Source organism: Oricola sp. (genome assembly GCF_022763245.1).
Lineage (GTDB): Bacteria > Pseudomonadota > Alphaproteobacteria > Rhizobiales > Rhizobiaceae > Oricola.
This window is the reverse complement of the sequence record NZ_JALEGV010000026.1, coordinates 1-18,938: the sequence shown is the minus strand read 5'-3', so window position 1 is coordinate 18,938 and position 18,938 is coordinate 1. Positions and strand designations below refer to the sequence as shown.

General features: G+C 66.3%; 17 protein-coding genes. All 17 read left to right on the top strand.

Annotated features, from left to right (window positions below; all coding sequences use genetic code 11):
- The first annotated feature begins 4 nt into the window (after positions 1-4).
- Positions 5-448, top strand: a complete 444-nt coding sequence (locus MRY80_RS11495; protein WP_293291124.1) for a hypothetical protein — start codon at positions 5-7, stop codon at positions 446-448.
- Complete coding sequence (locus MRY80_RS11490) at positions 445-1,344, top strand: hypothetical protein (RefSeq protein WP_293291122.1); 900 nt, start codon at positions 445-447, stop codon at positions 1,342-1,344. Before MRY80_RS11495 ends, MRY80_RS11490 begins: the two co-directional genes overlap by 4 nt.
- A gap of 296 nt (positions 1,345-1,640) precedes the next feature.
- A complete protein-coding gene (locus MRY80_RS11485; RefSeq protein WP_293291120.1) occupies positions 1,641-2,504 on the top strand; it encodes a phage capsid protein in 864 nt (287 codons plus the stop codon).
- Between the two features lie 80 nt (positions 2,505-2,584).
- On the top strand, positions 2,585-3,235 hold the full coding sequence (locus MRY80_RS11480; RefSeq protein WP_293291119.1) for a hypothetical protein: 651 nt from the start codon (positions 2,585-2,587) through the stop codon (positions 3,233-3,235).
- A 79-nt stretch (positions 3,236-3,314) separates the two neighbouring features.
- Positions 3,315-3,959, top strand: coding sequence for a hypothetical protein (locus MRY80_RS11475; RefSeq protein WP_293291117.1), 645 nt, complete (start codon positions 3,315-3,317; stop codon positions 3,957-3,959).
- A gap of 3 nt (positions 3,960-3,962) precedes the next feature.
- Positions 3,963-6,437 (top strand): hypothetical protein, encoded by a 2,475-nt coding sequence (locus MRY80_RS11470; RefSeq protein ID WP_293291116.1) that lies wholly within the window; start codon positions 3,963-3,965, stop codon positions 6,435-6,437.
- Positions 6,438-6,447: 10 nt separating this feature from the next.
- On the top strand, positions 6,448-6,975 hold the full coding sequence (locus MRY80_RS11465) for a hypothetical protein (RefSeq protein ID WP_293291114.1): 528 nt from the start codon (positions 6,448-6,450) through the stop codon (positions 6,973-6,975).
- Positions 6,975-10,037, top strand: coding sequence for a phage tail tip lysozyme (locus tag MRY80_RS11460; protein ID WP_293291112.1), 3,063 nt, complete (start codon positions 6,975-6,977; stop codon positions 10,035-10,037). Before MRY80_RS11465 ends, MRY80_RS11460 begins: the two co-directional genes overlap by 1 nt.
- Positions 10,034-11,896 carry a hypothetical protein gene (locus tag MRY80_RS11455; RefSeq protein WP_293291111.1) on the top strand — a complete coding sequence of 621 codons (1,863 nt, stop codon included), beginning with the start codon at positions 10,034-10,036 and terminating at the stop codon, positions 11,894-11,896. The genes MRY80_RS11460 and MRY80_RS11455 overlap by 4 nt, the downstream gene beginning before the upstream one ends.
- Positions 11,893-14,388, top strand: a complete 2,496-nt coding sequence (locus MRY80_RS11450; RefSeq protein WP_293291110.1) for a hypothetical protein — start codon at positions 11,893-11,895, stop codon at positions 14,386-14,388. Before MRY80_RS11455 ends, MRY80_RS11450 begins: the two co-directional genes overlap by 4 nt.
- A gap of 174 nt (positions 14,389-14,562) precedes the next feature.
- Positions 14,563-16,527 (top strand): hypothetical protein, encoded by a 1,965-nt coding sequence (locus MRY80_RS11445; protein WP_293291108.1) that lies wholly within the window; start codon positions 14,563-14,565, stop codon positions 16,525-16,527.
- A gap of 10 nt (positions 16,528-16,537) precedes the next feature.
- Positions 16,538-16,807 (top strand): hypothetical protein, encoded by a 270-nt coding sequence (locus MRY80_RS11440; protein WP_293291107.1) that lies wholly within the window; start codon positions 16,538-16,540, stop codon positions 16,805-16,807.
- Complete coding sequence (locus MRY80_RS11435) at positions 16,804-17,604, top strand: glycosyl hydrolase 108 family protein (RefSeq protein ID WP_293291106.1); 801 nt, start codon at positions 16,804-16,806, stop codon at positions 17,602-17,604. Before MRY80_RS11440 ends, MRY80_RS11435 begins: the two co-directional genes overlap by 4 nt.
- Before the next feature lies 1 nt (position 17,605).
- Positions 17,606-18,136: a 3TM-type holin gene (locus tag MRY80_RS11430; protein WP_293291104.1), complete on the top strand. Its 531-nt coding sequence runs from the start codon at positions 17,606-17,608 to the stop codon at positions 18,134-18,136.
- A 1-nt stretch (position 18,137) separates the two neighbouring features.
- Complete coding sequence (locus MRY80_RS11425; protein WP_293291102.1) at positions 18,138-18,416, top strand: hypothetical protein; 279 nt, start codon at positions 18,138-18,140, stop codon at positions 18,414-18,416.
- A gap of 9 nt (positions 18,417-18,425) precedes the next feature.
- A complete protein-coding gene (locus tag MRY80_RS11420) occupies positions 18,426-18,734 on the top strand; it encodes a hypothetical protein (RefSeq protein ID WP_293291101.1) in 309 nt (102 codons plus the stop codon).
- On the top strand, positions 18,731-18,938 hold a 208-nt coding region (locus MRY80_RS11415), incomplete at its 3' end, for a hypothetical protein (RefSeq protein WP_293291100.1). The genes MRY80_RS11420 and MRY80_RS11415, both read left to right, overlap by 4 nt.

Here is an 18,938-nt window from a genome sequence, read left to right as displayed (position 1 = left end):
GCACATGACGACTATCGACAAGTCGAACGACCACGGCATCGATCCGGACGATCCGGGGCGGTATTTCGGCGAGCAGCCGTCGCTGGACGATCTTCTCGGCGCGGCGATGCGGTCGCTCGGCATGGAACAAGGCGCGGGCTGGGGCGGGATAGAGAGCCCGGCCGACGCGCTCGCCAAGCAGCGCGAGGAAAGCACGCGGGCGATGAAAAACGAGGCGAACGCCTTTCGCGACTGCTTCATGACGCCGGCCGGCCGCAAGGTGCTGGAGATCTTCCTCGATCAGTCCCTGCGGGCCGAGCCTTATCCGGAAGATGCGCAACTGCCAATGGACGTCATCGCGCCGCTGCTGATGGCGCATGACGTGCGCTGCAAATTCGTCAGGGGTATTTTCGCGGCCATCGCCCTGGCGGAAAACAGGCCGAACCAAGCACAGGACGACGAACGATGAGCAATGATCACGGGCTCAATCCCGCCCCCGACACACCGCCGCTGGATCCGCCCGGCGGCCAGCAGCAACCGACGACGCCCGGCGGTCCGCCTGCCGGGCAACCGCCGGCAAGTCCGCCCGCCCAGCCCGACCCGAACGACGCGACCCAGGGCAACCGGACGCTGCCGATCGGCGGCGGCGACGGGCAGAACGCGCAGCTGCACAAGCCGGACGGCCTGCCCGAACACCTTATCGGCCAGTCCGACCAGGAGACGATCGACCGGCTGGCCAACGCCTACAAGGGTGCGCGCGACGAACTGGCCAAGGGCAAGTCGCCGGACGTGCCGGAAAAGGCCGACGCCTACACGTTCGAATGGCCGGAGGCCTTGAAAGGATCGATCGCCGAGGATGACCAGGCGGTCGCGACCTTCCGCGAAATCGCGCATGAGCACGGTTTCACGCAGCAGCAGATCGACGCGGTTCCGAAGTTCTTCGAGAAGATGGCGGAAAAGGGCCTGATCGAGCAGCCGATCGACAACAACGCGCTCCTGGAAAGCCTCGCGCCGGCCGACTTCAAGGGTTCCGCGACGGACAAGCAGGTGCGCGGGGCGCAAAGGCTGACGGCCGCCGACAGTTGGGTGAAGCAGTTGACTGAGGCGCAGGGCTACACCGACGGCATGAAAAACGAATTGCGCCTGCTGACGACGTCGGCGGACGGTGTGGCGGTGATCGAAAGCCTGATGCGCGGCGGCATGACACAGAGCGTGCAGCCCGGCGGCCAGCCGGCGCCGAGTTTCACCAAGGCGGAACTCGAGGCGCGTGTCGCCGACCCGCGCAACGACAGCGGCAATCCGAAGTACCAGCCGGATTTCGCCGAACGCACCACGGCGATGTTCAAGGAATTCTATCCCGACTGAGCAGAATGCGAATACCCAGAGGGCGGTCTGGTACAGCTCGCGAGGCTCCCAGCACCTTTGAGGGACGGTACGACCGTAGGGACTCAGTCCGCCGCCCGTTTTCTCGCTATCCCGCCTGCAAGCGCAAGTCGCCGGCGGGAGATCCCCTAAAACATAACAGCCCGCGCGCGCGCCTATCGTCTCCCGGCATCGGTGGATGGACCCGGAACGCGCTTGGCACCCGTCAGACATGAAAGGCCCGAGCAGCGGCTGGCACTCGGCCCCCGGCTTGAACCTCTCATTCACGGGAACAGACCATGTCTCAGACAGCATCCAACCATTACGTGCAGCAGTGGAAAATGACCGCGCTGCACGAATATCAGTCGGGCGGCTTCGCGCTCCGCAACACCACGACCGCGCCGGAGAAGATCACCGGCGAGAAAATGCACTTCCCGATCTTCGGCATCGTCGAGGCCGAGGAAGACGTGAAGCGCGGCGACACCGCCAAGCCCTCCAATCCGAACGACACCACGGTGGCGGTCGATACCAAGAAGAGCCGCGCGTTCGAGGAGGTTTATGAGGACGATCTCGACCAGATGACCGTCAACCGCAAGCAGGCGGTTTCGAAGCGTTCGGCCGCCGCGCTGGGCCGCGTTCACGACAAGACGATCGTGCGGGCACTTCGCGCCGCGACCCAGGAGGTCGGCGCGTTCACCGACCTGATGAGCGTCAACACGCTGGTCAAGGGCAAGCAGGTGCTGATGGCGAACGACGTCGAGGTGCAGGACGGCAACGTGTTCGTCGCGGTCGACAGCGTGAGCTGGACGATGCTGATCGGCGACAAGCGGATCGCCAATGCGGACTATGTCGGGCCGGACCTGCCTTTCGTGAAGGGCAATCTCGCCAAGAGCTGGAACGGCATGCACATCTTCTCGCTGTCCGACAAGACGCTGCGCGAAAAGGACGCCGACACCCAGGCGACCTGCCTGATGTGGCACCGCTCGTCGATCGGCTTCGGCTATGTGCGCGAGCTCACCGGAACGGTGGACTGGGACAACCGCAAGGATTGCTGGACCCACAACATGCGCATGCGCATCGGCTCCAAGCTGCTGCTGCCGGAAGGCACCGTGAAGCTGAAGGCGAAATACGTCCCCAACGACATTTCGTTGCCGACCGCCTGATCTCCGGCCTGGCCTTCGGGCCGGGCCCCGCCTCTTTGCAAGAAGGGCACCCCTGAAACAACGATCGAAGGAATACGACAATGCGAGTTCTTGGAAACGGGCGCATCCGCCGGAAGGGCGAAGGCGTCTCCTACGGTTCCGGCGCAAACATCAAGCAGCTTTGCGACTGGGACTACGCGACCAGCGACGACGTGGCGACGGTCGAGACCGCCGGCCATTTCAACGACATGGCGGATGTCATGCAGGTCGGCGAGATCATCGACGCGCGGCTCGATCTCGACGGCACGCCGGTGTTCATGCAGTACATGTGCAGCGCCAATGACGGCACCAATGTCGCCATCATCCGCACCGCCGACCTGGAAACGGCCGGCGGCGGCGCGCGGGCCGTCGTTCCCACCGCAGACGGGCTGACGACCGGTCTCATCCTGCCGGGCGACCGTCTCGTCGAGGCGACCAGTGCCGACGCGAACCACATCCTGACCCTGCCGTTGGCAACGGCCGCCACGCGCGACCGGGAGATCCATATCTGGGTCGCGCCCTCGACGAACTGCGAACTGCGCACGCCGGCCGACAGCGACCAGACGATCAACAACGTCAACAGCGACGGCACCAACGAGGCGCTGCTCACGCATACGCAGCTCTATATCTGCCGCCAGCACCTGGCGACCGGATGGCTGCTGCAGGCCTTCACCGCGCTCGGCGCCGTGGCGACCGCAATCGTTCCGGACTGATCTGGCGATCAATCCGGTTCTCGCTTCCCCGGCCGATCGGCCGGGGAGGTCTTCCCTGTAGCGTCGATCGGGATCGGGCATGGACAAAATTACGATCATCAACCGTTCGCTTTCGCGCATCGGTTGCCGGCCGATCCAGAGCGAAACGTCGCCGGGGCCGGCCGGTATCGGCGTCGTGCTAACCTACGACGCCATTCTCGAGGACTTGCTGTCAAAGTACCCTTGGCATTTCACGACGCGGTTCGCAGCGCTTTCCCGCCTGACTGAAACGCCGCCGCTCGGCTGGACCTATGCCTTCCTGCTGCCGCCGGGCCGACTGGCCCTGCCGCGCGCCTATTTCGAAAGCGCCAGCGACAATCGGCCGCTTTCGCGGTTCCAATTGTCCGAACACAAGGTCTTCACCAAGACGGAAGCGCTGTTCGCCGAGTTCCAGGTCACTCCGCCGGTGGCGCATTGGCCCGGCTATTTTCGCGAGCTGGTGACGCTTTGCGTCGCAGCCGAATATGCGCTCGAGATCCGCGAGGAGCCGTCGCTGCGCGACCGGTTGCGGCGCGACGCCTACGGTCCGCCCGAATACCAGGGCGACGGCGGCCAGTTCAAGGTGGCGGCGGACCTGGACGCGCAGGCGGGCGCGTCGAAGCAGCCGGCGGGCGGCCGCAATCCGCTGTCCGACATTCGCGAAGGCTACAGCGCCGACGACGCGCGCAACGGATGGGACTGGTAGCCGATGGCGCGCATCACGACCGTCCAGGCCTCGCACACCTATGGCGTGCTCGACCCGCTGATCATCGAACGCCGGGACACGAAATTCGTGCCCGGCTCGCTGGCGGACGGGTTGAACATCATCATGTTGCCGCAGGGCGGCTATCGGGATCGCGGCGGATCGACGGACTTCAGCCGGGTTCGCAAAGCGCTTTCCGAGGTGGCAATCTCGTCCGGCATGCTGACCCTTTCCAACGGCGGCACCGCGGCGGATCTCCTGGACCCGGACGAAACCATCACGACAAGCGCAGCCAGCGGCACGCGCTTCGTTCTGTTCGAGATCGATTTCGGATCGGCGACCAAGCTGCATTTCATCGACGTGGACGGCGTGTCGATCGCCAGCACGGGGGCCTCCGGCGCACTCATCGCCGAATATTACGACGGGGCCGACTGGCAGGCTTTCGGCGCCGCGCTGGCGCTGGACCTGACAAGCCGGAACAGGCGCTTCGCCAGCGGCGGGCCAGGGCATGCCGGTCACACCGCGCAGCAGTTCCGGGTGGCCGTGGACGCGACGACGGCGGCCGGCGCGGTGAGCGTTTCGGGTGTCAGCGCGCATGTCGAGACATCGACCAAGACGGACGCGATCGTGCAGCCGTTCACGGGGGAAGACGCCAGCGAAACCGAGATCGTTTTCACGGCCGGGAATGCCGACATCTTCAAGGTGGGCGTCTGGAAAGCGTCGGCAAACTGGCCAGTGACCGAAAGCCAGCTGCGCAAGGTCAAGCCTGAACAGCGCTATGACACGTTGCTCGGGTTCGAGCAGGATCTGCAGCCGCACCGGCTCTTGAGAATGGGCGACGATGCGGAGTGGTCGAGCGCACCGATCACATTCACGAACGTGCCTCTCGTCGATTACGGCGGGGTCTACACCAACGGCGTCAACGAGAAGCAGGAGATCACGCTTTACAGCATCTCCGAAGGCCAGCAGTTCGAATTGACGCTGGAGGGGCTGACGACGACGGCGATCGCGCGCGGCGCAAGCGGCGCGGCGACGGCCGCGAGCATCACATCGGCGCTGGAAGCGTTGTCCAACACCGACAGCGGCATCACGGTGACGGCCAGCTCGACGACGACCTTCGTCATCGAATTCACGGGTGGGGCGAATGCGGAGCGGGACTGGCTGGTGATGGGCGCGACGGCGCTCGACGGCGACGGTTTCGTGCGGGTGCGCACGCTGCAGGAGGGCAAGGCCGCAGGAGAGCCGATCATCTCGGCAAGTGCCGGCTGGCCTGCAGTGGGCCGGTTCGTCAAGCAACGGCTGCTGCTGGGAGGACTGAAGAAACGGCCGAACGACGTGCTCGGCAGCGTGCAAGGCGATCCCTACAACCTCAACACGGAGATTGCGGTCTCGACTGCGGCCTTTTCCTACGAGGTGGAGTTTCCCGACAACACCGTCATTCGCGACATGGTGTCCGCTTCGGCGCTGGTCATCCTGGGCGACAAGCAACTCGCCTTCCTGCGTGACAACACGCTTTCGGCGACAACTGCGCCGAATTTCGGGTTTTCGGACAGTCCCGGCGTCAAGCAACAGGTCGCGCTCACCTCGTCCGACAATGCGCTGTTCTATGTCCAGGAGGGCGGCAACACGCTGCGCCTGGCGAACTATACCGCGCTCGAGGAGAATTACGTCGCCGACAACGCCTCCATTCTCTCGGCGCACCTGGTTCGCGATCCCATCGACATGCGGCGTCGCCGCGCAAGCGGCATCGTCAACGCGGATTTGCTCGTCATGGTCAATGCGGACGGCACGGCGACGGTGCTGACGATGATGCGAACGCAGGAGGTTTCCGGCTTCGCGCCCTGGTCGACCGACGGCAGCTATGTCGCGATCGCGGTGACGCGTTCGAACACGATGTGGATGCTGATGGAACGCGAAATCGACGGCACGGCGGAAATCCGCCTCGAGCGGCATGATCCGGACGGTTACCTCGACGAGGCGATCACGCTCGAAATCGCGGTGGCGACGACGACGATCACAGGGTTGTCGCGGTTCAACGGCCGCGACGTGTGGCTGCAGCATGACGGCAGTTTTTCCGGGCCGTTCACGGTTTCCGGAGGGGAGGTCGAATGCGACATCGCGCTGTCCGGCACGGTCGTGGCGGGCAGCTGGATTGCGCCGTTCGGCACGGATCCAAAAGTGTCGCTCGCCGAGGAGACACAGCGCCGGCCCGCGCGGCTGAAGCGCGTCTGCAGGGCCGAGGTGTCGATCTACAATACGACGTCGCTGGCGATCGCGGCGAACGGCGCGCCCGCCGTGAACATGCCGCTGCATACAAGCGACAGCGTGATTACCGACCTTGGGCCGCTCGACCAGCCGGTGACCGGCAAGGTCATGGCCGAGGGCATGCACGGTTTCACGGAAGAAGGGCAGGTAACGATCACGCAGGTCTTTCCCGGCCGGATGATCACACGGTCGCTGGAAAAAGACGTGGTCGCTTGAGGAGACTGAGATGGAACTGGTCGGAGCCCTGTTCACCAAAGCCGTCGCCGGGATCGGCTCGGCGGCATCCGCCGTCGGCGGCGCAGCCACGTCGGGCGGGCTGTTCAGCCTGCAGAACATCGCCACGACATTCGGCGTCGTGGCGCAGATCGGCGGCGGCGTGGCGGGCCTCGCGCAGGGCCGGGCCGACGCCGCGCAAAGCGCGTTCGACAGCCGGCAGGAATTCGTCACGGCCAAGGAAACGTCGGCCGCGCTGAAAGCGGAACTGGCAAAGACGGTGTCCGACCAGGCCGTGCTGTTTGCCTCCGGCGGGGTCAATCTGGGATCGGTGTCGGTGAAGCAGGCGCGCCAGCAGGCGGTGAGGGATGCGGAATATGAGCTCGACATCGCGTCGTCGGGCGCGCTGGCGCGATCGCTGGCGCATCGAAGGGCGGCGCGCAATGCGAGGGCGCGCGGGAATGCCGCCCTGATCCAGGGCGTCGTCGGCGCGACGCAGACGCTGGCAGACGCGCAGCTTGACCGGAAGGAAATCGGCTGATGGCGCGCGAGATACCGACTTTCGATGCGCGCGCACCGCGTCGCGGATCCGTCGCGGTCAACAACGACACCGGCGCGGTCGGTACATTCCAGGCGATCGCGAGCGCGGCCGGCCAGATTTCCGGCAGGCTGGCCAATATGGCGGCGAAGGCAGCGAAGCGCGAGGGCGCGGAAGCCGGCGCGGCGGCGGCGATGCAGGTATCCATGCCCGGCGTGGATTTCGCCTTCCCCGAAACCGGACCTGCGGCGTCATCCGGCGACACGGCGGCGCGGATCCGCGATCGGCTCGTTCGGGTGCATGGTTTCGCGCCGCATGCCGCGCAGGCGGTTGCCGGCCACGCTCAGGCGGAAAGCGCGGGACGGCCGGACGCGAGCGGCGACGCCGGAACGGCGATCGGCCTGTTTCAGTGGCGTGGCGAGCGTGCGCGCCAGCTGGAGACCTATGCCGCGAGCCGTGGCGTCAACTGGAAAGACACCGACACGCAGATCGACTTCGTCGTGCACGAACTGAAGACGACAGAACGCTATGCGGGCCTGCAGCTTGCCGGCGCAGCGGATGTGGAAAGCGCAGTAGCGGCGTTCATGCATTTCGAGCGGCCGCAGGGATACAGCCGCGCGGATCCTCGCGCCGGACACAATTTCGCCGGGCGCCTGGCATTTGCGCAGGGGCTCGGCCACACGACAGGGAAGCGGACGGTCAGCGGCCGCCCGACTTATGTTGATCCCAACGGTGGCGAATATTCAGAGAAGACAGTCACGTTTCCTATTGGCGATCAATGGTATACGTTTCCGTCTGTCGATGAACTCGGCAATATTCAAACCGAGGATGAGGTTGCCGAGTACGTCAAGAAACACGGACCGATAGATCCAATCACGGGTGAAATGTTTCCCGTATTCGCCAGTCGCGAAAAAGCTGAAGACTACGCGAAGCGGAGATCAGCGAGCCGTCTGCCCGGCGGCACGAGCGGCGCGGCGACCGCCGATGGCGGCGTGCGGGTTTCGTTGACCGGAACACTCGGCGGCATTCCGCAGATGCAGGGCGGAACAATCCGCGCGGACGCATACAACCAAGCGGCCATGGATATCGCCCTCAACCGCTTCGATACCAGCATGCGGGCGCAGATGGACGCGCTGGCGCTGCAGCACGAGGGCGATCCGAGCGCCCTGGGTGAAGCCCTGGACGGCGCCCTGAAAGGCTATGTCGAGGGTCAGCCGGCGAAGGTTGCCGCAAGCATAACGGAAAGCTTCGAACGCAATCGCGTGAGCCTGATGAGCGCGGCGGCCCGCCGCTACCAGGACCGCCTCGAGGAGGAACACCGGGTTTCCTTCGAAGCGCAGATCGCGAGCCGCAAGACATCGTTGATCCGCACAGCCACGACGTCGGACGTCACGCCCGAAAGCGACGCGGCGATCGCCGGCGAGCTGCGCGCCTTGCGGGCCGACATCGCCGCATCCGGCTTGCCGCCCACCGCGCGCGAAAGGCTGTTGCGGGAAACCGAACAGGACGTGGTCTCGGCACGGATCGTCGGCCGTTTCGACCAGATCGACGATCCCGCCGAGCGTGCCGCATATCTCCAGGAGTTCCAGGGCGAATGGGCGAAGGACAACGGGTTCGGCGGCCGGCTGGACGAACGAACCTATGACAAGGTCAATGCCGAGCTGATCCGGCGGGTGGAAGCCGACGAACTGGCCGCGGAACGCCGTGCGACCGCGGTGACGAAGCAGATCAACGGGCAGATATCGATCCTGAAAAAGGGCCTTCCTGTCCCGGAGGATCAGCGCCGGGCACTCTCGCAGGCGGCGGCGGAAACCGGTGGCGCCGCACTGACCTCGACCATGGATTTTCTCGACGGTCTCGCCGACTGGCAACGGGCGCATGTCGCCGTGCGCCCGCAAGTGGTCGCAGCGCAGATCGACGCCATGCGCGCCAGGATGATGCAGGACGGCGCAAACGAAAGCGCGTTGACGACGCTGGACGTGATGGAAGGCCTGCACAAGCAGATGATCGACGGCTTGCGCGACGATCCGCTGAGTTGGGCGCAGACGGCCGGCGTGGCGACGATCGAGCCGATCGACTTCTCCGACGACGCCGCGCTAACGGCGTCACTCGCGGAACGGGTCAACGACGCCGAGGCCGTCGCTTCGCATTACGGCGTCGCACCGCGTTATTTCACGCCCGCCGAGGCCGACGCGCTGAAGAAGGCGGTGCAGGACAATCCGTTGCAGTTGCCCGGCATCGTCGCAGGATTGACCGCCGGGCTCGGCGAGGCGACACCGGCGGCGCTGGCGGAGATATCGAAGGACGCGCCGGTGCTGGCGCATCTCGGCGGCCTCTTCCATGCGACCGGAAACCAGCGGCTCGCGGTCGAGATCGCCGAAGCGCTGCACATGCGCGCGCAAGACGGTTACAAGAGCCCTCTGCCCTCGAATGCAAAGCTGGAAAGCGCTGCGGCCGAAGCCACCGGCGCGGCCTTCTACGCGCAGCCGCAATTGCGCAATGCGGTGATGCGCACGGCCAATGTGCTGTTCGAGCGTCGGATCGCCGCGCTCGGCATCGATGCCAGCGATTTCGGCAATGCCGGCAACATGGCGCGCGAGGCCTACCAGCAGGCGATCGACGAGGTGTTGGGGGCGACGGAGCGCAATGGCGTCAAATATGGCGGGCTGACCATGGTGAACGGCGTCGAGACGATCGCGCCGCCCGACATGCGAGCAGACGCCCTGGAAGGGCTGATCCGCAATATCAGCGAAAGCGATCTTGCCTCGCAGATGGCGACCGGCAGCATCAACGGCGTGCCGATTTCGGTGCGTCAAATGCAGCGCGCGGTGCCCGTGAATGTCGGGCAGGGGCTTTACCGGCTGGCCCTGGGCGATCCCTATTCCGAGGATCCGCGTTATGTTCCCGCCCTGGACGGCGGCTATTTCGTCCTGGACGCCAGCCGCCTCGCCGAAAGGCGCCGCCTGCGGTTTCCGGCGCCGGATCCGTCGTCGCCGTTCATGAAACCGGTCGATGTTCTCGCGCCGACTGAGCGCCGGCTCGGGCTGCGCGGTGACGGATCGTGAGCTTCTATTTTCATCCTCCCCGTTCGAGCGCGCTGGACACATTCGCTGGCGGCGAGGCCGATCTCGGCGACATCTGGCGCGCGGCGCGGGACGCGGCGATCTATGTCGACAATTCGCTGGCGCGGGGCCAGGCGATGGAGGAAGCCTATGACCGGCGGATCGAGGCGATCCGGGCGGCAACCGGCACGACACTGGACAATCCGCAGCGCGCGGCGGTTTCCGGCATGCCCAGCCGCGAGGAGCTTGCGTCGATGTTGCCCGGCGAAAGCCGCTACGACGCGGCCAAACGCCGGTTTCGCGACGAGCTGAGCGCGCTCGCCGAGCGGTTCCCGGACAAGGCCGATCTGATCGGGGCGGGTCGTACGATCGAGGAAGACGCCCGCGCGATCACAAGTGAGGCGAGTGAGAGCGTGAGCCGGCTCGCCGGGTCACGGCCCGGCCTTGCGAAATGGGGCGCGCTTCTCGGCGGCGGCCTGTCGGGCAGTTTGCGCGATCCGTTGCAGGTTGCTGCTATCGTGGCAAGTGGCGGCCCCGGCGCGGCGCGCACGATCGGCGGCCGGATCCTGACGGTGGCCGCAAAAGAGGCGCTGATCAACGGCGCGGTGGAAGCGTCGCTGCAGCCGATGGTGCAGGCCTGGCGCGCGGAGGCCGGGCTTGATCACGGCGTCGAACAGGCGATGTTGAACATCGTCTTCGCAGCCGGCGCCGGCGCGCTTCTCGGCGGCGGCGTGCAGGGCGCCGGCGAATTGATCGGCCGGGCGTTGCGCGGAGCCGATCTGGACCGCGCGGCCGGCGCGCTGGCGGCCGACACGCGGATCCGCGAACCGGTGCGCCGCGCGTTGGCGGGCGACGCCGCCGCCGCCGCGACGGAACTGCCGACCATTCGCGAGGCGCTTCCGGCGGAAGCGCGGGGCGCGCTGGACGCGATCGAGACCGCTCGGCACTTCGACGCTGAGAAGCCTCGCGCGATCGAGCCAGACACGCACGACCAGGCGATGACACGGGCAAGCCGCGCGCTCGAGGCGGGTCCGGACGAGCCGTTGCGCTTCGACATCGACGAGGCGCAGCTCACCCGCATCGTCGAGCGCGTCATGCCCGAAAGCGCGCGGCCTGCCATTTCGCGCCAGACAGGCCTGACCGAATTCCTCGCCAAGGCCGGCGGGATCGACATCGCCGATCCGGACGTCGGCGGCAGCGACCTGGCACGGGTCACGGTGCCGTTTCGCGGCAAGCTTGCCAAAAAGGGCGGCATGCCGCTGGACCGCGCGCGCGAGTTGGCAGCGCAAAACGGCTATCTATGGGAGTTCGGAAACGTCGATGCAGCGACGGCGTCCACCCGGCCCGACGACCTCCTGCAGCTCCTCTTTCGCGAAAGTCGGGGCGAACGGGTCGTGCCGTTCGACGATGCGACCGACGCGGCGTCGCGCGCGGCCGACGATTTCGACGCGGGCCGGGCGCAGGCCGAGGACTATGCGAGCGCGATCCTTTCGCGCGAAGGCCCTGGCCTGGACGACGAGACCGTCATCCGCGCCATGGAAGCCATGCGCGACGAAGGCATCGATGCCAGTGCAGCGGTGGCGCGGGTGGCGCCGAATGCGCGTGCTGGCCAGCCGGCGGCCGGGTTCGACGATGCGTCGCTCCTCGAGGCAAGCGACGGCCGCCAGCTGGAGCCGTTCGCCGGAACGCTCGAGGAGACGTTCGATCATCCCGAGAAGTTCACGGTTGCCGCACGCGACGTCGAAGCCTTCGGCGACGAGACGATCCCCTGGGATGACGGACCGGTGACGTTTCGCGAGGCGATCGAGGCGATCGACCGGGGCGACCACTATGCAACGATCCTGGAGGCTTGCCGCCTATGAGCATCGCACAATGTCTTGCCGAAGCGGTCGCGGGCGGGGAACTTTCCAAAGAGGAAGCGACGCGCCTCGAGGCCGATTTCGAGCGGTTGCGCAGCGCGCGCGCCGAAGGCGGGGATCCACTCGCCGCCGAGCAGGCGCGAACCGATCTGCTGGACAGCCTGAGGGCCGACACAGTGCACAAGCGCCGCAAGGCAAAGCTGGCATTGAAGACGCTGCAGCAGAACGTCGCCGACGTGACAAGCTTCAAACTGCCGGATGGCCGCCGCGACATCGCCGAGGCCTGGCTTTTGAAGCTCGAGCATTTCGGCAACGCGCCGTTTTCCTCCGTCGCGGGTCGCACCGGCGCGATCATCGGCATGGCGCATGGCAAGATGGAGGAAGTGCTTTACCACTTCCGGCGAGGGGCCTTGCGGGGCGACGCCGGCCGGTGGAACGCGGCAGACCTGAAGAACGTGGCCCGCGAAGCCTTCGGCGAGGACACGGGCGACGCGGCGGCAAAGGGACTGGCGAAAGCCTGGCGCGAGACGCATGAGTGGCTGCGGCTGCGGTTCAACCAGGCCGGCGGCGCGATCGGCAAACTCGAGAACTGGGGCCTGCCGCAGCACCATGACGCGCGCGCCCTGCGCAAGGCCGGGCTGCAGGTCTGGAAAGACACGGTGCGGCCGATGCTGGATCTCGAGCGCATGGTGTACCCCTTGACGGGAAAGCCGGTGGATGCGGCCGAGCTGGACAGCGTCCTGGACGATGTCTTTTACGCGATCACGACCGAAGGCTGGATCAATCGAGAGCCGGCGCGCCGGCCCTTCGGGCGGGGCGCGCTCGCCAATCAGCGGGCCGAGCACCGTTTCCTCATCTTCCGCGACGCCGATACATGGCTTGAATACCAGTCGCAGTTTGGCGGCGGAGCAGACCCGTTCGCCGCGATGATGGGGCACGTCAACATGATGGCGCGCGACATCGCGGCCATGGAAATCCTTGGGCCGAACCCGTCGAGCACGATCGAGCTGGCCAAGCAGACGATCATGAAGGAGGCGCAGAAAGTGGCGGCCGGCAAGCCGGGGCGGATCGCCGCCGATGGCGCGAAGGCCCTGGAGCGCGCGAACTACTACTCGAAGCGGATCGACGATGTCTGGGCTTCGATCCGGGGCGAGGCCGAGACCCCTGTGTCGCGCCGCTGGGCCAATGTGGCGGCGGCCGGCCGATCGCTGATCACGTCAAGCGTTCTCGGCGCGGCGGCGATCTCGTCAATATCGGATGCGGGAACATCGGCGATCGCGCGACACTTCGCCGGCATATCGGCCAAGGGAACGTTGTTCGACATCCTGAAGCATTTCGGATCGATGAACCGGCGCGAGGCTGTTGCGGCGGGACTTATCCTCGACAGCGCGCAGCATGTGTTTCACGCCCAGGCGCGCTATGTCGGCACGCTGGACGGACCGGCCTGGGCCAACTATTTCGCCGACCGGGTGTTGACCATCTCGGGCTTGACGCCCTGGACGCAAGCCGCGCGGCATGGAACGGGAATGGCGTTTCAAATCGAGTTCGGCGCGCGCGTTGGGCAGACCTTCGATGCGTTGCCGGATGCGTTGCGATCGACCTTGCAGCGGCACGGGTTCAGGGCTCGCGACTGGGATCTGATGCGCAAGGCGAAGCTGCACAAGGCGCGCGGCAAGGTCGATGTGTTGCGGCCGGCCGAGATTGCCGACCAGATCGACCCGCGCCTTGCGGAACGTTACCTGGAAATGATCCAGACGGAGATGGAGCATGCCGTTCCCAGCGGATCGCACCGGTCGAAAACGATCCTGCGCGGGGATACCAGGCCCGGCACGCTGATGGGCGAGATCGCTCGCAGCTTCACCCAGTTCAAAAGTTTCGGCGCGGTCTTCATCCTGCTGCACGGGCAGCGGATCCACGGCATGGTCACCGGCGGCATGCGGCGCGAGGCGGCGGCCTATGCCGGCTCGCTGCTGATCTCGACGACATTGCTCGGCATGGCCGCGATGCAGCTGAAGCAAGTCGCCGCCGGCCGAGATCCGCGGGACATGACCGACCCCAAGAACTGGGGCGCGGCTATGCTGCAGGGCGGCGGACTGGGGATCTATGGCGATTTCCTGTTTTCCGGCATCAACCGCTATGGCGGCGGGTTCGGCACGACCGTCGCCGGCCCGCTGGTGCAGCGCGCCAACGACTTCTGGAATTTGACCGCCGGCAACGTCGTGCAGATGGCCAGTGGCGAGACGACACATTTCGGCCGCGAGCTCGTGAAATTCGCGCGAGGCAACACACCGGGTGGAACGATCTGGTATCTGCGCCTGGCTTATGAACGGATGCTTCTCGACCAGGTGCAGTTCCTGGTCGATCCGGAAGCGAACAAGGCCTTCAAGCGCCAGCAGCAATTCTGGGAGCGCGAATACGGGCAGCAATTCTACTGGGCGCCGGGAACGGCAACACCGCAGCGGGCACCGAATATCGGCGCAGCCCTGGGTGGCTAAAACATAACCGCCGAACGGCCGGACTAGGTTGATCCGGCCGGACCGGTCCTGTTCCGGCACACACGCGCCGCCCGGTCCTGCCCTGCACCGGGCGGCGTTCGCTTGTCTGTGAAAGCCCGTAAAACATAACAGCCGGGAAGCACGCCTAGTCTTGCGCGCATGACCGAGACGCCCTTGCCATACAATGATCGCGTGACGTCGCTTTCGCCGGCTGCGGACACGACCGTGCTCGACTACGATTTCGAGTTAACCCGCGAAGACGGATTGACCGTCATCCGAATTCGAGACGGCGCGCGGGAAACGCTGACGAACGGCGTCGATTACGTGTTTCCCTCCGGGCTTGGCGACACCGATGGCGGATCGATCCAGCTCGGAGTCGGCTCGCTGGAGAGCGATCAGTACCTGCTTGTCGGCTATCATCCTCTCACCCGACTTTCCGACTTTCTGGCCAGCCGGGCGTTCGACACCAGCAAGATCAACGCCGACCTGGACGCGCTCACGATCATCGCGCAGGAGCAGGGCCGCGACATCGCCCGGTCGCTGAAGTTCGAATTCGGCGTCGGCTCGGCAATCCTGCCTGTCCCTGCGCCAGTTGCAGGGCTTGCGCTGGTGGGCAACGACGACGGCGACGGTTACGTCAACAAGGATATCGGTACGCCCGAAAAGGGCGCGTTCGGCATATCGATGCTGGCGACGGCCACCAAGGCGGCGGCGCAGGCGTTGCTGGGCGGCGGCGCGGCGGGCATCGCCGTGTTCGAGGCCGAAACGCAGGCGGCCGGCCGCAGCGCGCTTGGCGCGGGCACGACCGGGGCGGCGCTGTTCACCGCCGCGAACGCGGCGGCGGCGGCGCTGATCATCGGCGCGATCGCCAATGTGGACACGGTCTACGGCGCGCCCGGCGACGGTTCGGCCAGCGACGTGGCGGCCTTCGAGGCGGCGAACACGGCCGGCGGGCTGATCTACGCGCCGAAGCCGGCGACGGGCCGCACCTTCGGCTCGCCGGTGGCGATGGACAATGCCGCGCTGCTGGTGGACCCGACCCAGACATGGGACCAGCTGACCGACGGCGGCGAACTGAACATGCATCGCGGGCATTTCACCGACACCGGCGACGGCGCCAACATCTGGCGGTTTTCCGACCGGGTGTTCATCGGCGAGGCGGCCAGCAAATGGGCCGGCGCGGCGGCGCTGTCCAGCCCGACGCGCGACGCCGGCACGTCGTGGTTCGCCAGCTATGACGACGGGCCGGCCTATCTCGGCATCGGCGCCAACCTGCTGGTCACGGCCGAGGCGAACACCGAGAACGGGCTGAAGATCGCCGGGGCCTTCGCCGCCACGGCCGAGGCAGAGACCAGCCCCGCCATGGCGCTTTCGGCCTTCGTCTCCAATGCGCGCACCTCGTCGTCGTCGGCGTCCTGGGCGCTTTATGTCGAGGCGTTCCACCTCGACGGCGCGGGGAGCTGGACCTACGGCATGGAAATGGAGGTGCGCAACGCCTCCGCCGACGACATCGACCCGAACCCCTACGACTTCTCCGCCGGCAAGGGCGCGCTCGGCATCTGGCTCGCGGCCTCCGGCCACACCGATTACGGCCCGGCCGCCGCCAACCCCTGCGCCGCCGCGCTGGTGATCGGCCGCAACGGCGCGGCCGGCTCGTGGAACAAGGGGATCGTCTTCACCGAAAACGGGCTCGAAGGCACGGACGGCTCGTCGGGCTCGTCCACCTATGCGTCGGCGATCGCGCTCGCGCGGCATCAGCGCATCGAATGGTTCGACCCGACCAACGACCTCGTCGCGGCGTCGATCACCTCCGGCATCACCGCCTATGCCAACCGCGTGGACATGGAATTTCGCGACCACCAGATCCTGTTCCGCGGCGCGAACCAGATCGGCGCGCTCGACATCCAGGCGACGATCGGCGCGGCGAACTACCTGCAGGTGGTGAGCAACGTGACCACCGCCGCGCCCTACATCGCCGCCACCGGCACGGACACCGACGTGGACCTGCGGCTGCGGCCGAAGAATGCCGGCCTGCTGCGCTTCGGCACGCATGCCGCGATCGGGGCCGAGACCGTGACCGGCTACATCACCATCAAGGACGACGCCGGCACCAGCCGCAAGCTCGCCGTCGTATCATAGGAGACCGCCCGTGAAGACGCTGACACTGACCGAAGACCAGAAACAGACGCTGCTCGCCTGCGTCGAACACGCGTCGCCGGACCGTCCGCTCGGCATGGCCGAGGTGCGCAAGAGCCTGCGCGTCATGAACGCGCTTTCCGGGCATGCGCCCGAGATCGACATCGAGGACGCCGATTTCGACTATCTGGCGACCCGGTTCGGCCAGACGAAATGGCTGCGCGCCAGCGCCGACATCGTCGCGATCGCCGACCTGCTCGACGAGGCGGGGAAAGCGACATGACGGACCGGTTCCAGATTTGCGACGCCATCACCCGGAAATGGGAGGGCGGCTATGTCGACCACCCGGCCGATCCGGGCGGCAAGACGAATATGGGCGTCACCCATGCGACCTATGACCGGTATCGCGATCTGATCGGGAAGCCGCGGCAGAGCGTGCTGAAGCTGACCGTGGCGGAAGCACAGGACGTTTATCGCAAGCTGTTCTGGGGACCGACAGCCCTCCAATACTTTCTCGTTCCAGGCGTGGATCTCGCGACCTATGACGCGGGCGTCAACTCCGGCGTGTCGCGCGCCATCAAATGGCTGAAGAAGGCGGCGGGCTCGAACGACCATTCGAAGACGGCGGCGAAGATCTGCGACTTGCGGCTAAACTTCATGATGAGCCTGCGGATCTGGAAGACCTTCGGCAAGGGGTGGTCTCGCCGCGTGGCCGACATCAAGGCCAAATCCGTCGCCATGGCGCTGGAGGAAATGGCGGCCGATCCGGCCGAGACGCTGCAGCCGGCCGACGTGCCGGACAGGCTGGCGGAGCATCGCATCGAGGCGGCCGAAAAGTCGATCGAGGCCGACAATGTCAAGAACACGGCCGCCACCGGCGCGACCGGCACGGCCGTCGGCGGCGGCGGTTTGGAGGCGACCGATCCGACCTTGATGCCGGCCTGGCTGGACTGGTCTCTGCTGGGGCTGTTCGTCGTGCTGGTGCTGGCGGCGGTGTGGTTCGTCAAGCTGCGGCAGGCGAAGCAGGATGAAGCCGACGCGTTCGTCGTCGAAGAACTGAAGCCACGCAAGGGAGCCTGACATGAGCGCGATCGCAGCCGCCGCCGGCGCGGAAATTCTCATCCCGATCCTGACCAAGGCGGGCGCGCCGATCCTGAAGGGGATCATCCGCCGCAGGATCGGCGGAAAGGGCGCAGAGATCGCCGCTGAAGCGATCGACGCGGTGGCGGGCCGTCTCGGCACGGAACCGACGCCGGACGCCATCGTGGAGGCGCACAAGGCCGATGCGCAGCATGTCGAAACGATCGTGCGCGAGACCGAAGCCGATTTCGGCGAACAGTGGCTGGCCTATCTCGGCGTGCTGGAAACGGACGCGCGCAGCGAAGACCGGCTGCAGCGGCTGTGGCGGCCACTGCTGGCCTACGGTTTCGGCCTGGCGGCGATCATGATGCTCGCCACGGTGTGCATCGTCATCCTGCGCCAGATCCCGCTGAACGCCGAGCTGGCGCCGCTGCTGGCGATCGTCGTGCCGATCTTCACCTACTGGGCCGGCATCGTCGGCTACTACGTGCGCCAGCGCACGAACGAGAAAATCGCGGGGGCGACGGCCTGACATGGACCCGGATCTGAAATGGTTGATCGGCATCGCGGTCGGTCAGTTCACCACTCTGGGCGGGCTGATCCTCGCGCTGTTCAATCGTCTCGCGGCGCGGCAATCAGCCGGCGACAAGGCCTTGCACGAGCGCGTCGATCGCGCCAACGACCGCATCGAGGTCGTGAAGGACAACTATGTCCGGCGCGACGACTTTCACGAGCACATGAAGCGCATCGAGGACGGCATCGCCAAGCTGGACGAGAAGCTGACCGACGCGCTGAAGAAATCGTCGCAATAGGAGGCTTGGATGCCGAAGTATCTTTTCACCGACAATGACGATTGGGAGATCGGTTTCGAAGCGATGCACGATCCCGGCTATCGCACGCTCATCTGGCCGGACAGCGGCGAAAGCAATGGCGACTTCGGCGGCGGCACGCTGCAGGTGCTGACCAATATCGACGGCGTCATCGCGGCAATCCCCGACAGCAAGGTGACGGCGGCAAGTGTCGATGGCGCCGAGGACCAACTGCAGCAGCTCGTCTTCGTCTCCGGGGGCAGCGTCATCGTGCGGCTTTCCGGCGCGACCAACCCGAACCTGCAGGTGGCGATCAAGTGACGACGTCGCTCGGCAAGCTTCGGCAGACCTACGCGCCGGGCACGGACCCCGCCCTGCTGCGCGGGATCCAGAAGCTCGCGCCCTGGCGTGCCGGCCTCGCCCGAGGAGCGGGCGGTGGGTGGACGCCAGCCAGACTATTCGGGCCAGGCGACAATGGCGCCTGGTTCCCGATCAAGTCGGGTCAGCTTTTCCAGGATGTTGCCG

Excerpts from the sequence above, each read along its gene's own strand:
- MRY80_RS11430 (WP_293291104.1), top strand. The coding sequence starts at position 17,606 with ATGAGCGCGATCGCAGCCGCCGCCGGCGCGGAAATTCTCATCCCGATC.
- MRY80_RS11435 (WP_293291106.1), top strand. The coding sequence starts at position 16,804 with ATGACGGACCGGTTCCAGATTTGCGACGCCATCACCCGGAAATGGGAG.
- MRY80_RS11425 (WP_293291102.1), top strand. The coding sequence starts at position 18,138 with ATGGACCCGGATCTGAAATGGTTGATCGGCATCGCGGTCGGTCAGTTC.
- MRY80_RS11420 (WP_293291101.1), top strand. The coding sequence starts at position 18,426 with ATGCCGAAGTATCTTTTCACCGACAATGACGATTGGGAGATCGGTTTC.
- MRY80_RS11485 (WP_293291120.1), top strand. The coding sequence starts at position 1,641 with ATGTCTCAGACAGCATCCAACCATTACGTGCAGCAGTGGAAAATGACC.
- MRY80_RS11470 (WP_293291116.1), top strand. The coding sequence starts at position 3,963 with ATGGCGCGCATCACGACCGTCCAGGCCTCGCACACCTATGGCGTGCTC.
- MRY80_RS11495 (WP_293291124.1), top strand. The coding sequence starts at position 5 with ATGACGACTATCGACAAGTCGAACGACCACGGCATCGATCCGGACGAT.
- MRY80_RS11490 (WP_293291122.1), top strand. The coding sequence starts at position 445 with ATGAGCAATGATCACGGGCTCAATCCCGCCCCCGACACACCGCCGCTG.
- MRY80_RS11450 (WP_293291110.1), top strand. The coding sequence starts at position 11,893 with ATGAGCATCGCACAATGTCTTGCCGAAGCGGTCGCGGGCGGGGAACTT.
- MRY80_RS11475 (WP_293291117.1), top strand. The coding sequence starts at position 3,315 with ATGGACAAAATTACGATCATCAACCGTTCGCTTTCGCGCATCGGTTGC.
- MRY80_RS11465 (WP_293291114.1), top strand. The coding sequence starts at position 6,448 with ATGGAACTGGTCGGAGCCCTGTTCACCAAAGCCGTCGCCGGGATCGGC.
- MRY80_RS11460 (WP_293291112.1), top strand. The coding sequence starts at position 6,975 with ATGGCGCGCGAGATACCGACTTTCGATGCGCGCGCACCGCGTCGCGGA.
- MRY80_RS11480 (WP_293291119.1), top strand. The coding sequence starts at position 2,585 with ATGCGAGTTCTTGGAAACGGGCGCATCCGCCGGAAGGGCGAAGGCGTC.